The sequence below is a fragment of the Actinomadura syzygii genome (genome assembly GCF_008085905.1).
GTDB lineage: Bacteria > Actinomycetota > Actinomycetes > Streptosporangiales > Streptosporangiaceae > Spirillospora > Spirillospora syzygii.
Genome location: NZ_VSFF01000006.1, coordinates 541,647 through 555,671 on the forward strand (window position 1 = coordinate 541,647; position 14,025 = coordinate 555,671).

Below are 14,025 nucleotides of genomic sequence, written 5' to 3' on the forward strand. Positions count from 1 at the left end.
CTAGCCGGGCACGAGGCGCGGCCGTTCAGTAGTCGGTGATGACCGGGAAGCTGCCGGTGGCGTCCTCGGCGCCCGCGGGCACCGGGTCGGGGAGGATCTCCCGGATGCGGTACTGGATCTCGCGGCTCAGCTCGTTCTGCGGGCGGCTCGCGTCCAGGATCAGGTAGCGGTCCGGGTCGGCCTCGGCGAGCGCGTGAAACCCGGCGCGGACGCGCTCGTGGAAGTCCTGCGACTCGGACTCGATCCGGTCGGCGGGCGCGGACAGCCGTCCGAGGCCCGCCTGCGGCGGGATCTCCAGCAGGACGGTCAGGTCCGGGACGAGCCCGCCCGTCGCCCAGGCGTTCACGCGGGCGATGTCCTCGACGCGCTGCTGGCGCCCGAAGCCCTGGTAGGCGAGGGACGAGTCGACGTACCGGTCGCTCACCACGATCGCGCCGCGGTCCATCGCGGGCCGGATCACGTTCGCGACGTGGTCGGCGCGGTCGGCCGCGTAGAGCAGGCTCTCGGCGCGGTCGGACAGCCCGGTCGTGTCGCGGTCGAGCAGCATCGCGCGCAGCCGCATCCCGATCTTGGTGGCGCCGGGCTCGTGCGTCGTGACGACGTCGTAGCCGTGGTCGCGCAGCCAGATCGCGGCGAGCCGCGCCTGCGTGGTCTTGCCCGCGCCCTCGCCGCCCTCGAACGCGATGAACACGCCGCGCTCCCGCCGGACCGGCCGCTCCGCCGCCGGGGCCTGCTCCGGCGGCGTGTAGATCTCGCCGCGCAGCGCGGCGCGCAGGTCGGGGACGAGCGGGATGCCGCGCCGGTCGTCCAGCCGCCGGAACCCGACGAGCCCGGCCAGCAGGGCGAGCACGGCCGCGATCAGCATCGCGGCGCCCGTCCCGTCGAAGTCGTACACCGAGTCGCCGACGTCGAGCCGGTGCGACCCGACCGCGCCCGCGACCAGCGAGACGGCCGCGAACGCGACCGTCGCGGTCACGACGGCGACGGACCGCAGGTAGCCGGCCGGACGGGTGTCCTCGGGCGCGTCGGGGTCGGTGAGCGCGATGCTCCCGGTCGCCCACGCGGCCCCCGCGAACACGCCGAGGAACCCGGTCGTGAACACGGCGACGACGAGGTTCTGCACGAGCGCGATCACGACCAGCGCGAGCGCGGCGGCGATCACCGCGAGGCCGAGCAGACGCCGGCGGCTGAACGGGACGAGCACGCGCGGCCCGAGGAACAGCCCGAACCCGAGCCCGATCGCCAGCCCGGCGAGGATGCTGCCGTACCCGGCGTCGCCGCCGCCCAGCTCGCCGGTGTGCACGCGGGCGACCCCGACGACCGCGCCCGCCGTGAGGGACGCGGCGGTCACCGCGAGCCCGACGCCGCGCGCGGCGGCCGTCCCCGGGCCCTGGAAGATCGCCTTCACCGGCGCGGCCACGCGGACCTGCTCGGACGCCGGGATCTCGCGGACCAGCGCGACGGCGGCGGCCGACGCGACGAACACGGCGGCGGTGACGTAGAGGGCGAGGTCGGCGCGCGAGCCGCGGCCGAGCGTCCCGTTCGCGATCAGCGCGAGGACGGCGAACAGCAGCGCCGCGACCGGGGCCGGGGCGACGAGGACGCGGTTCGCCGTGCGGTGCGCGCCGGGGCGCAGCTCGTCGTTCGGGACCAGGGCGGGCAGGGACGCGCGGGCGGCGGGCGTCCACAGCAGGCCCGCGCAGGAGACCAGGAAGGCGGCGGCGAACGTCCACGGCAGCGTCCCCACCAGCGGGACGGTCAGCACGACCACGAACCGCACCACGTCCGCGACGATCAGCATCAGCCGCCGGTCGACGCGGGCGGCGAGCGCGCCGCCGACCGGGGCGAGCAGCACCGCGGGCAGCACCAGCAGCACGAGCACGCCGCCGACCGCCCGGACCTGCACGGCGGCCGCGTCGTCGCGGGTCAGCAGCGCGGCCATCGCGGTCAGCGCCGGAACGGCGAGCCACAGCCCGAGCCCGGACAGCGCCAGCGCCGACCGCAGCCGCCGGAACGGCCCGATCGAGGAAAGCGGCGAGACACCCGGCGGCGGCGACGCTGCGGGGTGCGGCCGGGATGCGCCCGTTCTGGTCATGTCGGTCAGGGTATCGGCGTGGATGTCCCTAGGAGCCGGACTTTGCGGAGGTTCGACGGCGGGTTGTCGTCTTCTTCTTGGTGCCGCCCGCGGCCACCTTCTCGCGCCGTTCCGCGAGCAGTTCCGCGGCGCGCTGGATGGTGATCGACTCGACCTCGTCGCCCTTGCGCAGGGAGGCGTTGGTCTCCCCGTCCGTCACGTAGGGGCCGAACCGTCCCTCCTTCACCACCACCGGCTTCTCGCTCGCCGGGTCGTTGCCGAGCTCGCGCAGCGGCGCCGCGGCGGCGGCCCGGCGGCCGCGCTGCTTCGGCTGCGCCAGCAGCTCCTTCGCCTGCTCCAGCGTGACCGTGAACAGGTCGTCCTCGGACGCGAGCGAACGGCTGTCGGTGCCCCGCTTGATGTACGGGCCGAAGCGCCCGTTCTGGGCGGTGACCGGCTCGCCGTCCAGCTCGCCGAGCGTGCGCGGCAGCGACAGCAGCTTGAGCGCGTCGTCCAGCGTGATCGTGTCGAGCGACATCGACTTGAACAGCGAACCGGTGCGCGGCTTCGGCGCGTCGGCCTTCTTCGTGCGCCGCTTCTTCTCGCCCTCCGCCGGAGGCGCCTGCTCGGGCAGGATCTCGGTGACGTACGGGCCGAACCGCCCCGACTTCGCGACGATCGTGTGCCCGGTCTCCGGGTCGGCGCCGAGCTCCCGGTCGCCGGACGGCTGCGCCAGCAGCTCCTCGGCCTTCTCGGCCGTCAGCTCGTCGGGCGCGATGTCGTCCGGGATGTTGACGCGCTCGCCGTCGCGGTCGAGGTAGGACCCGTACCGGCCGACCCGGACCACGATGTCGGAGCCCTTGATCGGGAACGAGCTGACGCCCTTGGCGTCGATGTCGCCGATGTCGCCGACCAGCTCCTTGAGGCCCTCTTCGCCGTTGTCGCCGAAGTAGAACCGGGTCAGCCAGCGGACGCGCTCGGCCTCGCCGCGGGCGATCTCGTCGAGACCGTCCTCCATGTGGGCGGTGAAGTCGTAGTCGACCAGGTTGCCGAAGTGCTGCTCCAGCAGGTTCACCACGGCGAACGCCAGGAACGACGGGACGAGCGCCGTGCCCTTCTTGAACACGTACTCGCGGGCGATGATCGTCCCGATGATCGAGGCGTAGGTGGACGGCCGCCCGATCTCCCGCTCCTCCAGCTCCTTGACCAGGCTGGCCTCGGTGTAGCGGGCGGGCGGACGGGTCGAGTGGCCCTCGGCGTCCACGGCGTTCGCGGTCAGCGGGTCGCCCTCGGCCAGGTTCGGGAGGCGGCGCTCCTGGTCGTCCCGGTCGGTGGACGGGTCGTCCGCGCTCTCGACGTACGCCTTCAGGAAGCCGTAGAAGGTGATCGTCTTTCCGGTCGCGCCGAACTCCGCGCGCTCGTTCTGGGTGGAGTTCCCGACGACGCGGATCGACACCGACTGGCCCAGCGCGTCCTTCATCTGGGACGCGATCGTCCGCTTCCAGATCAGCTCGTACAGCCGGAACTGGTCGCCGGACAGGCCCGTCTCCCCCGGCGTGCGGAACGTGTCGCCCGCCGGCCGGATCGCCTCGTGCGCCTCCTGCGCGTTCTTCACCTTCGACGCGTACACGCGCGGCTTGTCCGGGACGTACTCGCCGCCGAACAGCGCCGCCGCCTGCCGCCGCGCCGCCGTGATCGCCGTCTCCGACAGCGTGATCGAGTCGGTTCGCATGTAGGTGATGAAGCCGTTCTCGTACAGCTTCTGCGCCACCGACATCGTGTACTTCGCGGAGTAGTTCAGCTTGCGGGACGCCTCCTGCTGGAGGGTCGTCGTCCGGAACGGGGGGTACGGGCGCCGCGTGTACGGCTTCTGCTCGACGGACGTGACCTCGTACGGACGGTCGCGCAGCCGCTCGGCCAGGGCACGCGCGGCGGGCTCGTCCAGGTGGAGGATGTCGCGGGTCTTGAGCGTCCCGTCGGAGGCGAAGTCGCGGCCCTGCGCGACGCGCTTGCCGTCGACCGAGACCAGCCCGGCCTTGAAGACCTTGGGCTCGTCGTCCCTGCCGGTGTCGAACTGGGCCGCGATGTCCCAGTAGTGGGCCGGGACGAACGCGATCCGCTCCCGCTCCCGCTCGACCACCAGCCGCGTCGCCACCGACTGCACCCGGCCCGCCGACAGCTTCGGCATGACCTTCTTCCACAGGACGGGGCTGACCTCGTACCCGTAGAGGCGGTCCAGGACGCGGCGCGTCTCCTGCGCGTCGACGAGCGGCATGTTCAGCTCGCGCGGGTTCGCGGCGGCGCGCTGGATCGCGTCCTTGGTGATCTCGTTGAAGACCATCCGGTGCACCGGGACCTTCGGCTTCAGCACCTCCTGGAGGTGCCAGGCGATCGCCTCGCCCTCCCGGTCCTCGTCCGTCGCGAGGTAGAGTTCGTCGGCCTCGGCGAGCAGCTTCTTGAGCTTCTGGACCTGCTGACGCTTGTCGGAGTTGACGACGTAGAGCGGCTCGAACTCACGCTCCACGTTGACGCCCAGCTTCGCCCACGACTCGCCCTTGTACTTGGCCGGCACCTCCGAGGCGCTCCCCGGGAGATCCCGGATATGGCCGATACTGGACTCCACGATGTAGCCACGGCCCAGGTACCCCGCGATCGTCTTCGCCTTCGCGGGCGACTCGACGATCACCAGACGGGTACCGGCGCCGTTGCCCCGGCCACGATCCGCGGTGCCGTTCTTGGCTGGCACAGTCGCTCCAACCTCGCTGTCTCGGTCCTCTTTGAACAGGCTCTTTCTTACCGGCTTCGTACAACGTCCCGGGACGGCGCGTTCATGCCCGCCGGGCGTCTCCGTCCACCTCACCGCCCCAGGAGGCGGACGGGATTCTCACCGCCGCGCGCCTCAGACAGGATGACATGCCGCCGGAGGCCGCGCGGACCGGGTCGCCACCGTACGGTGCCGGACACGCGGTAGACCAGTAATAATGGTCGCAATGGCGGAGTACACCTACCTCGTCCTGTCCCTGCCCCGCGGCACCTCGCGTGACACCGCCCGGCAGATCCTGACCGAGCACGCAGAGCGCGGCGGCTGGGAAATCGACCGTTTGCGCCTCTACCCGGACGGCCGCCGCCGTATTCAACTCCGCCGCAAGGTCATCCGCGTCGTCCGCACGTTCTGACCGTTCCCGGCAGTCCGCCGGGAGTGTAGCACTACGTACGGTCACTTCGACGCAGCCGTGCGGGTGGACGTCCCGACCCTCGTAAACGTCAACGCCGGAGGGGCGAGCCGCATTCCGGACGGTCTTGACCCGGGCGTCGCGCGGCTCCCCTCCGTAACCACCAGTGATCGTGACGGTGGGTGAGCGCCGGGGTGTCGGGCCGGGGCACCGGCTCCGAGGGCGCGCCGCCGCGGTAGCACGAATCTCCTAACGAGGTCACGCCGCTACCTACCGTGACGTGTGATGGAGCGGGAAGAAGCGAGCCACCGGAAGGTAACCGGGCTCGCTCCACCGAGAGGTACGCACCCGGGGAGCGCAAGGTGTACGCCAACGGAGCGTGGTTGTGACCTTGCGGCGGGGTGCTTATTGCGGAGCGGCTACGCCGGGCCGCTTGTCACAGAGCGCTTGTGGTGGGGGGTTAGGGGGCTGGGGGTGAGGTGGCCGCCGGGAGGGTGGGTGGGCCGCTCGGAAGGGAGGCGCCGCCGGGAGGGGGTGGCGATGGGCCTCGACCTTCCGGCGGCCGCCCGCCTCCCGGCGGCCCCGGTACCGCGGCGCGTGGACCGCGCCGCGGTTCCGTCCTACCGGTGGGCGGACGCCGAGCGGTGCGCCGGAGCCCGCCGGACCAGCATCAGCGCACCGGCCACGAACGACACCATCCCGGCCGCGGCCACCGTCCAGCTCGACCCGTGCCGCTCCTTGGCCGGCCGCACCGTCGCGACCTTCTTGATCGGCCCGATCTCGGTCGTGCCCGGGACGACGGACGTCGCGGGCAGCGTCTCAGCGCTCGGCGCGCCGGGGACGTGGCGCGTCGCGGACAGCAGGGCCCCGGGGTTCGTCCCCTTGGGCTGCGCGCCGTCCTGGACGTGCCCCTTGGGCAGACCCGCCTGGTTCAGCCCGCCGTTCTTGGCCAGCGTGTCCAGCTTCGGCAGGCCGCTGGTCGTGGACACGCCGCCCGTCGCCTGCCGAGCGCCGGTGCCGCCCACGTTGGACAGCCCCCTCGGCAGGATGCCGTTGACGATCACCGCGCCCGGCTTCGGCAGGCCGCTCGCCCCGGGCGTGCCGCCGGCCAGCCGCGCCTGCTTGCCCTCGCCCGCCTTCGAGAGACCGCCCACCGCCTGCGCCAGCGCGTCCTTCTTCGGCAGGACGCCGTTCGCGGGCAGGGCGCCGTTCTTCGGCAGCAGGCCCGTGGCGCCCTCCGGCGACTGGGTGCCGACCAGGGAGACGGCGTTGATCAGGGCGGCGTTCTGCAGCGAACCGTCCAGGGCGCCGGACGTCCGGCGGTACGGGTTGTCGTACGGGTCCTGGTACGGGTCGTCCGCGCACAGCGGGGCCGCCACGCCGACGACCGCCGCCGCGTTCCCGCACACGTCGGCGGGGGCCGTGGTCGGCGCGCCGCCCTGGTTTCCAGACCCGACGCCGCCCACCCCGGAGGTGTGCTGGTCGCCGCCGTGCCCGCCGTGGACGTGGGTGCCGCCCTTGCAGAGCGCGACGGCCTGCCCGACGATCGCGGCGGCGTTGCCGCACACCTCGGCCGGGGCGTTGACCGGCGTGTTTCCCTGGTTTCCGGAGAGGACGCCGAAGGTGCCGTCGGTGGTCTGCCCGCCGGATCCGCCGGACCCTCCGGTCCCGCCGCTGGTGGACGACCCGCCCTGGCAGGCCGCGACCGCGTTGCCGACCGCGTTGCCGCACACGTCCGCGGGCACGCTGATCGGCGCGTCGACCTGGTTGCCGGACCCGACGCCGAACACCCCGGACGTCGACTGCCCCGACCCGGCGCCGCCGCCCTTGACGGTCGACCCGCCCTGGCAGCCCGCACCCGCCACGCCGACGACCGCCGCCGCGTTGCCGCACACGTCGACGGGGACGGACACCGGCGCGTTCACCTGGTTGCCCGAGGCGACACCGCCCGTCCCGTCGGTCTTCTGGCCGCCGCCAGCACCGCCGCCGCCCTTGACGGTGGACCCGCCCTGGCAGCCCGCGACCGCGATGCCGATCACGGCGACGCCGTTGCCGCAGACGTTCACCGGCGCGGCGACGGGCGCGTTGACCTGGTTTCCGGAGCCGACGCCGAAGGTGCCGGCCGTCTGCTGCCCGGCGCCTCCGCCGCCGCCGTTCTGGCGGACCTTCGCGCCGCCACCGGACCCTGCGATCGACTTTCCAAGGACGGCGACGCCGTTGCCGCTGACGTCGACCGGCGCGGAGATCGGAGCGTTCACCTGGTTGCCGCCGAGGACGCTCCCGGTGCCGTCGGTGGTGTCGGCGAAGGCGTTCGCCGGGAGGGCGCTGACGCCGAGGACGACGACGCCCGCGGCGACCACGGCGGCCCGGGACGTGCTTTTGGCCCACGTTCGCATGATGCTCCGTTCATTGGTTGGGTGTTTGAGACGAGGTCTCGTGATTCGTGAGGGGGTGACGTGCCGCGAAGAGCGCACGGCACGTCCCGGACCTGGCCCCTCAAGGCACGCGGGGGCGGGTCCGGAGACTGTGACCGGTGATCAGTCGGGCGCGAAGGTCGGCTCGTCCGCGGCGGTGCGGACGGCCGGGGGAAGCGCGCTGAGCGCACGCGGGACCGAGACCCGCGGCGGGGCCGGCGTCCATGCGAGGACGTCCGGGAAGCCCGCGATCGCACCGGACGCGGCGGAGTTGCCGATCGCGGAGTGGTCGTCGGGCGGGGTGGGCGCGACGGGCGCCCGCATCGGCGCCGGGCGATGCCGGACGACCTGGTTCGCCGCGTGTCCCCCAACGGCCGGAGCCGCCTGGACGACCTTCGCGACGCGACGCTGAGTCAGCGGCGGTGCCGGGGCGAGATGGCCCGCGGGCACGGCCTTGCTCTCATGCGCGTTCGCTGCGAAACGCGGAGTTTCCGGGGCCCCCGAAATTGCTGGAATTTCCAAGGGGGACGGAGGCGGCGCGAGCGTCACCGGTTCCCGTTGCTCGACCGGCGCCTTCTCCGACACCTCCCGCACGACGTGCCCCACCGGGCGCGGCGCGGTCTCCATCGCGGAGCCCAGGACGGGCGTACCCGCGACGACCCGCGTCGGGACCGCGGGCAGCTCGTCGGCGTGGGCGGCCGCCGACTGCGCGGCGCAGCCGAGCAGCCAGCCGGCGACCGCCAACCCGGCCAGGACGAGGACCCGGCGGACGGCGCGGCGCGCGAGGACGGAGACCGCCCCCGACAACACCGCGCCGCCTGCCACCGAAGAACCCCCGTCGCGACCAGATCGTCCGCAAGAAATGAACACTTTTCGCCTGGGCCGTGCGTGTGGGACCACCCAGGACGAAAAGCGTTCAGTGTGACGATAGCACTACGGAGCGCAATGCCGCGCCAGATTCAAGACCGATCAAGAAATGCGTCAAGGACCCGGACGCCGAAGTGCAGCCCGTCCACCGGAACGCGCTCGTCGATTCCGTGGAACATTCCGGAAAAGTCCAGTTCTGGGGGAAGCCTCAGCGGCGCGAAGCCGTAGCAGCGCATTCCGAGCCGCGCGAACGCCTTGGCGTCCGTCCCGCCGCTCAGGCAGTACGGCACCGGCAGCGCGCCCGCGTCCTCCGAGATCAGAGCGGCCTCCATGGCGGCGACGAGCGCGCCCTCGTACTCCGCCTCCAGCGCGTGGTCGTGATGGACGAAATCGCGCTCGACGTCCGGGCCGAGAAGTTCGTCCACGGTCGCGAAGAATTCCGTCTCATGACCGGGAAGAAAGCGTCCGTCCACCTGCGCCGTCGCCGACTGCGGAATGACGTTCGTCTTGTACCCGGCGTCCAGCCGCGTCGGATTGAGCGTGTTCCGGAGCGTCGCGCCGATCATCCGCGCCAGCGGACCGATCTCCGAAAGGCACTTTTCCGGATTATCCGGGTCGAATTCCACTCCGTACGCCAGGCACGCCCGCTCCAGGAACGCCCGCACCGTCTTCGTCAACCGCAGCGGGAACTCGTGCGACCCGAGCCGCGCGACCGCCGCCGCCACGGCCGTCACCGCGTTGTCCGGATGCACCATCGACCCGTGCCCGGCCGTCCCCTTGGCGGTCAGGTTCATCCACGCGATGCCCTTCTCCGCCGTCTCGATCAGGTACATCCGCCGGTCGCCGGGCACCGTCAGGCTGAACCCGCCGACCTCGCCCACCGCCTCCGTGCACCCCTCGAACAGCTCCGGATGCTCCTTGACCAGCCACCCCGAGCCCCACTTGCCCCCGGCCTCCTCGTCCGCCAGGAAGGCGAGCACCACGTCCCGCGGCGGCTTGCGCCCCTCCCGCAGCCGCTGCCGGACGACCGCGAGGATCATCGCGTCCATGTCCTTCATGTCCACGGCCCCGCGTCCCCAGACGCAGCCGTCGGCGATCTCGCCCCCGAACGGGTCGCGCGACCAGTCCTCCCTGCGCGCCGGCACGACGTCGAGATGCCCGTGCAGAAGCAGCGCGTCCCGCCCCGGATCCTCCCCCTCGATCCGCGCGACGAGACTGGCCCGCCCCGGATGCGACTCGAAGATCCGCGACTCCAGCCCGACCTCGTCCAACCTCTCCGCGACGTACTCCGCCGCCGCCCGTTCCCCCGGTCCCGAATGATCCCCGGGATTGCTCGTGTCGATCCGGATCAGCTCCTGGCAGAGCCGGACGACCTCGTCCTCAGCGGTCGGCCCCTGGGCCACAGTCATCACCTCGTGTAGTCGCGTACCGTTCCATGGTGCCCCGGCGATCGACTTCGCCGCGACTCGCCACCTTTGGTATGGTGAACCCCGCCGCAGCCACACTGCGGCCTGCAACCGGTCCGGGTGGCGGAATAGGCAGACGCGCTAGCTTGAGGTGCTAGTGCCCTTTACGGGGCATGGGGGTTCAAGTCCCCCCTCGGACACTGACCTTCTGCCTATACGGTGCGAGTCGAGGCGAGCCTCTGCCCGCACCGTTTGCTTTGTCGGGTGGTAGGTCAGCCGCAAGCCGAGGTGCTGGTACACGCTAGCTTTGTGATCGCGGTCAGCGCCTTGGAGTGCTTGCGCGTGGTCACCGAGATCGTCGATCAGGGCGTCGGCGGCTTTGCTGGGGTTGGGGTGCGGGCCGGCGTCGACCAGCCGGTACCCGTACGGGGGGCGTCCGCCGATGTGCCGGTTGGTGGTCTGGGCCATCGCGGCCATGGTGGAGCGGACCCGGGTCTTGATCCGGGACCGCTCGCCCTTGCTGATGGACCCGAACGTCGACATGATCATGTCGTGGGCCTCGTTGGCCGGGTCGATCGGCCCGCCGATCTCCGGCACCCACAACGGCACGCCGTAATGCTCGAACAGCGGGAAGGTGTTGCCGAACTGGTTACCGTAGAACGCCCGCTGTGGCTCACCGACGACCACCGCGTCAAACCCTCGGTTTGGGTTGGCCAGTTCCTCCAGCAGGCGGCCGGATTCGGGGCGCCGGGCCGGTGGGATGGACCGGGACTTGTCGACGTCGAAGAACTCGGCGACGATCACGCCACCGCGAGGGGTGACGAGTTGCTCGGCACGGGAGTACTGCCAGGCGCGGGAGGCTTCGGGGTCTTGGCGGTCTTCGGTGGAACAGCGTCCCCAGAACGCTAGTTTGATCATTGCTCTTCCCCTTGGGATGAACTGGGTGAGTTCAGTTCGTGCGCCGCTGCTGGATGCTGATCAGGAGCCGGAGCAGGGCGCGTGCCGCGTCGGGCGTCAAGGGGGGCGGCTCAGCGGGCAATTGGACGGACACAGCGCCATCAACTGCATCGCGAGTCACGTCGCCGCGTGGCTCATCTGGCTCTGCTTCGGCAGCGTATTGGCTGCTCAGCGCCGCGCGCCTTACCTGGTGGTGAGTGTTATGTGTCCCGTGGCCCATCACGCATCCCCGTCCCCGTGGCGGTTGTCCTCCCGGAGTCGCTGCTCGGCGATGCGGCATAGATCCGGGTTCTGCTCCACGCCGATGAAGGATCGGTCGAGGCGCCGGGCGGCGAGACCAGTGGTGGCGTCCGCGGCAAACATGTCCAGCACGGTGCCGCCGGGCTGGCATCCGGTGGCAATACAGGCGAGCGGCACCTCGATCGGCAAGGTGTGCCGCTGTGGGCGTGGCGGCAACGACCAGACGTCGCCGGCAGGTGGGAGCGGCAACGGTTCACGATCGTGCCGACCCGAACGGTATCGGGAGGGCTACCGGCGGCGGCCTGTCGCAGGTGTTCACCCGCCCGCGCTACCAGAACCCCTACCGGAACCTGGTCGGCAACAACCGTGGCGTCGCCGACATCGCCGCCAACGGCAGCGGCAGGTCCAGGGTGGTGTTCTACTCAACCTATAACGCGCTAGGCGGCCAGCTCAGCCGGGACGGCGGATGGTGGCGCGCGGCCGGAACCTCGGTAGTCACGCCCCTGATCGCAGGGATCACCGCGCTGGCACGCCAAGCAGCCCACCGGCCCCTCGGCGCGCTCAACCCCGCCCTGTACCAGCTCGCCGCCCCCCCCGCCGCGCCCAGATGTCCGGGATTCTCGACGTCACCACCGGCTGCAACAGCGTGCCGGGCAACCGGGGATGGTGCGCCAACCCCTCCTGGGACCGGGTCTCCGGCATCGGCACCGTGGCTGACGCCAGATTGCTGGTTCCCGCGCTAGCGATCGCTAGCCGACGCGCCAGCGCCTCCCGCTGAGAAAAGAACCTAGCCGCCAGCAGGCCCTGGTGGCCTGTAGCCCAGCCCGACCTATCCCCATTTGAACCCTCGCCCGGCCGCGGGCCCCGGACCGTGTCGAGTCCGCTGGCCCTCCTCACGCGCTCCGATTCCCTACTGGTCCGCGGCCGGGCGAGCACGACCGACCACCATCCGGTCGCCAGCGAGCCCAGGCGGCCGGTTCCCCAGTTGGAAGGCATTGCGCATGCCCAAGCTCCGGCTCAGCTATGTCAACGCCGAGCACGACGGCCGGGACACCACTGCCGTGTGCTCTGCCTACCCCAGCCGACGGCGCTACGACTACCGGGAACCAGACGAGCCCGAGTCCGACCACAAGCGCGTCAGCCTGACGATCGACCTCTGATCGCCATGCGTACCAACCTGCATCCCGGCCCCCACGACCGCCCGCCCTCGGGCAAGGAGCAATGGCGCGTGTACCTCGTCTACTACCCGTCCTGGCTTATGCCGACCTGGTTCATCCCGCTGTGGCCCACCGTCACCACCGGACGGACTCGCCGCTGGCGCCGGCGCCACCGAGCGAGGGACGGCGGGTACGGCGGATGACCACCAACCAAGCCCTGTGGCGGTCCCACCAGCACGGCGGCCCCATCACCCACTGCTTCCCCGACTACAGCGGCACGCTCACCAGCAATCACGACGACGTAGACCCCCAGCTGGGCATGCGCCCGATCCACGCTGCCACGCTGGCCACCATCTGGGAGCTGCACGCCGCCGGCGTAGTCCTGGGGTTAGTGTCCAACACCACGGAAGGCCAGGACCGGCGCCGCGCCCTTCAAGCCGCTGGCGTGGCGAGCCTCTTCGAAAACCGGGTTTATCTCTCCCACGAGCTGGGCCTCAACAAGCGCAACTCACTCTTCTACCGGCACATCCTGAACGATCTTGGGCTCAATCCCGGCGAACTGATGGTCTGCGGCAACCGCATCGACGCCGACGTCCGCGTACCGGCGGCGATGGGTATCCGCGCCGTACTACTCGGGCCCACCGAGACCCGCGCCCAACTGCCCACACGAGCAACCTTGATCACCACCATTGGTGACCTGCCAGACATCCTGAAGGGAGCAAGCCGTGCGCACCCTCGTTGAGTCGGCCGATACCGAGGCGACGGCGAGCGCCGACGATGTGACGATCGTCGTCTTGACCACCGAAGACGGCCGCTGCTTGGACCTCCTGCCGGAAATGATCAGCCAGGCAGGCCAGGTCGACGTCCTGCTGCTCTTGGAAGGTAAACACTTTGGGCTCAATGGGCAGCGGATCCGATATCGCGCCGAAAACCTGTTGAGCGATTTCGGTCTCCGGTCGTTCATGACGCCGAGCACGATCGGCGAACTTCACGATCTCGTGTTCGTCCGCTGGCCGCGGTTCCGGCCATACGAGCACTTCAAACCCGACCTGGCCGACGTCTTCCACGACGAGGTCGGCTGGCTGCGGTTCACGGTGGAGGGACTGGAACGGCCGATCGCGGTGCGCCCGTTCCAGTGGCCGCACTGGGACGGCGGCGCCCGGCTGGAAGCGGCACAGAAACTCACGAAATTCGCCGGGCCAAACGAACTAGCGCTGCTGGGCGGGGACGCCAACTGCATCTGGCCTGATTGCCGCCGCCCCCGCCGCTGGTGGCGCCCGTGGCCAGGACGCGTGCACCGTGAGTTCGAGCCCGACTGGGGCAAGCGTCCACCGCACAAACGCCAGCACAAGTCACTGCCGCCGGGGGCACGCCCCCGCCGATGGGGCCATGAGCGCTTGGTCTCAGACCGGCGCGCGACGCAGCTGCTCGCCGAGGCCGGGTTCGTCAACGCCGGATGCGTCGCTGACGACATGACGCCCACCGTCAACGCTCACATCGATCAAGGGCAAGGCGCCCGAATTGATTTCATCCTGTTCAGCCCCGCCCTAGCGACCGCGATCGTGCCCGGTTCCTACCGGGTGTGGACAAACGACATCGGCGACCAATTCAGCAACCATCGGATGGTGTCGGTCCGGCTGGACCTGCGCCAGATAGGCGGGTAAGCCGGGTGCCCCGAACACAACAATTCCTTCCTCACAGCGAGAGGGCATGCGGTGACGTCCACATCTGAACAGA

11 protein-coding genes, 1 tRNA gene and 1 pseudogene are annotated in these 14,025 nt (G+C 71.0%); 6 read left to right on the forward strand and 7 right to left on the reverse strand.

Annotated elements, in window-relative coordinates; all coding sequences use genetic code 11:
- Window positions 1-25 precede the first annotated feature (25 nt).
- Window positions 26-2,095 (reverse strand): dTMP kinase, encoded by a 2,070-nt coding sequence (gene tmk / locus FXF65_RS17765; protein ID WP_148351059.1) that lies wholly within the window; start codon window positions 2,093-2,095, stop codon window positions 26-28.
- Between the two features lie 28 nt (window positions 2,096-2,123).
- Window positions 2,124-4,820 carry a type I DNA topoisomerase gene (gene topA, locus FXF65_RS17770; protein ID WP_246198867.1) on the reverse strand — a complete coding sequence of 899 codons (2,697 nt, stop codon included), beginning with the start codon at window positions 4,818-4,820 and terminating at the stop codon, window positions 2,124-2,126.
- Window positions 4,821-5,064: 244 nt separating this feature from the next.
- Here topA and FXF65_RS17775 point away from each other — a divergent pair, with 244 nt between their 5' ends.
- The gene (locus FXF65_RS17775) at window positions 5,065-5,250 is read left to right on the forward strand and encodes a DUF5703 family protein (RefSeq protein ID WP_148351060.1); all 186 of its coding nucleotides are present in this window, start codon (window positions 5,065-5,067) and stop codon (window positions 5,248-5,250) included.
- Window positions 5,251-5,867: 617 nt separating this feature from the next.
- Here the strand turns inward: FXF65_RS17775 and FXF65_RS17780 are convergent.
- The 3 genes from FXF65_RS17780 to FXF65_RS17790 form a co-directional block, all read right to left on the reverse strand.
- Window positions 5,868-7,643 carry a chaplin gene (locus FXF65_RS17780; protein WP_148351061.1) on the reverse strand — a complete coding sequence of 592 codons (1,776 nt, stop codon included), beginning with the start codon at window positions 7,641-7,643 and terminating at the stop codon, window positions 5,868-5,870.
- Window positions 7,644-7,784: 141 nt separating this feature from the next.
- Window positions 7,785-8,486 (reverse strand): hypothetical protein, encoded by a 702-nt coding sequence (locus tag FXF65_RS17785; RefSeq protein WP_148351062.1) that lies wholly within the window; start codon window positions 8,484-8,486, stop codon window positions 7,785-7,787.
- A gap of 134 nt (window positions 8,487-8,620) precedes the next feature.
- Window positions 8,621-9,931: a M20/M25/M40 family metallo-hydrolase gene (locus FXF65_RS17790; protein ID WP_425458752.1), complete on the reverse strand. Its 1,311-nt coding sequence runs from the start codon at window positions 9,929-9,931 to the stop codon at window positions 8,621-8,623.
- Between the two features lie 117 nt (window positions 9,932-10,048).
- Here FXF65_RS17790 and FXF65_RS17795 point away from each other — a divergent pair.
- A tRNA-Leu gene (locus FXF65_RS17795) sits at window positions 10,049-10,134 on the forward strand.
- Window positions 10,135-10,453: 319 nt separating this feature from the next.
- Here FXF65_RS17795 and FXF65_RS46250 read toward each other — a convergent pair.
- Both FXF65_RS46250 and FXF65_RS17805 read right to left on the reverse strand, forming a co-directional pair.
- Window positions 10,454-10,852 (reverse strand): annotated as a pseudogene (locus FXF65_RS46250) (hypothetical protein); the annotation flags it as partial.
- Between the two features lie 258 nt (window positions 10,853-11,110).
- A complete protein-coding gene (locus tag FXF65_RS17805) occupies window positions 11,111-11,320 on the reverse strand; it encodes a DNA methyltransferase (protein ID WP_187412356.1) in 210 nt (69 codons plus the stop codon).
- 812 nt (window positions 11,321-12,132) lie between these two features.
- On the opposite strand from FXF65_RS17805, the gene FXF65_RS43785 reads away from it, so the two are divergent.
- Genes FXF65_RS43785 through FXF65_RS17815 form a run of 4 tightly spaced genes read left to right on the forward strand, consistent with a single transcriptional unit; the run spans window position 12,133 to window position 13,952 of the window.
- Window positions 12,133-12,291 (forward strand): hypothetical protein, encoded by a 159-nt coding sequence (locus FXF65_RS43785; protein WP_187412357.1) that lies wholly within the window; start codon window positions 12,133-12,135, stop codon window positions 12,289-12,291.
- A gap of 5 nt (window positions 12,292-12,296) precedes the next feature.
- The gene (locus FXF65_RS43790; RefSeq protein WP_187412358.1) at window positions 12,297-12,491 is read left to right on the forward strand and encodes a hypothetical protein; all 195 of its coding nucleotides are present in this window, start codon (window positions 12,297-12,299) and stop codon (window positions 12,489-12,491) included.
- Complete coding sequence (locus tag FXF65_RS17810) at window positions 12,488-13,030, forward strand: HAD family hydrolase (RefSeq protein ID WP_187412359.1); 543 nt, start codon at window positions 12,488-12,490, stop codon at window positions 13,028-13,030. Before FXF65_RS43790 ends, FXF65_RS17810 begins: the two co-directional genes overlap by 4 nt.
- Window positions 13,014-13,952 (forward strand): exonuclease/endonuclease/phosphatase family protein, encoded by a 939-nt coding sequence (locus tag FXF65_RS17815; protein ID WP_148351066.1) that lies wholly within the window; start codon window positions 13,014-13,016, stop codon window positions 13,950-13,952. Before FXF65_RS17810 ends, FXF65_RS17815 begins: the two co-directional genes overlap by 17 nt.
- Window positions 13,953-14,025: the final 73 nt, after the last annotated feature.

Coding starts and splice junctions, on each gene's coding strand:
- tmk (WP_148351059.1), bottom strand. CDS start 2,095: ATGACCAGAACGGGCGCATCCCGGCCGCACCCCGCAGCGTCGCCGCCG.
- FXF65_RS17810 (WP_187412359.1), top strand. CDS start 12,488: ATGACCACCAACCAAGCCCTGTGGCGGTCCCACCAGCACGGCGGCCCC.
- FXF65_RS17775 (WP_148351060.1), top strand. CDS start 5,065: ATGGCGGAGTACACCTACCTCGTCCTGTCCCTGCCCCGCGGCACCTCG.
- FXF65_RS43790 (WP_187412358.1), top strand. CDS start 12,297: ATGCGTACCAACCTGCATCCCGGCCCCCACGACCGCCCGCCCTCGGGC.
- FXF65_RS17780 (WP_148351061.1), bottom strand. CDS start 7,643: ATGCGAACGTGGGCCAAAAGCACGTCCCGGGCCGCCGTGGTCGCCGCG.
- FXF65_RS43785 (WP_187412357.1), top strand. CDS start 12,133: ATGCCCAAGCTCCGGCTCAGCTATGTCAACGCCGAGCACGACGGCCGG.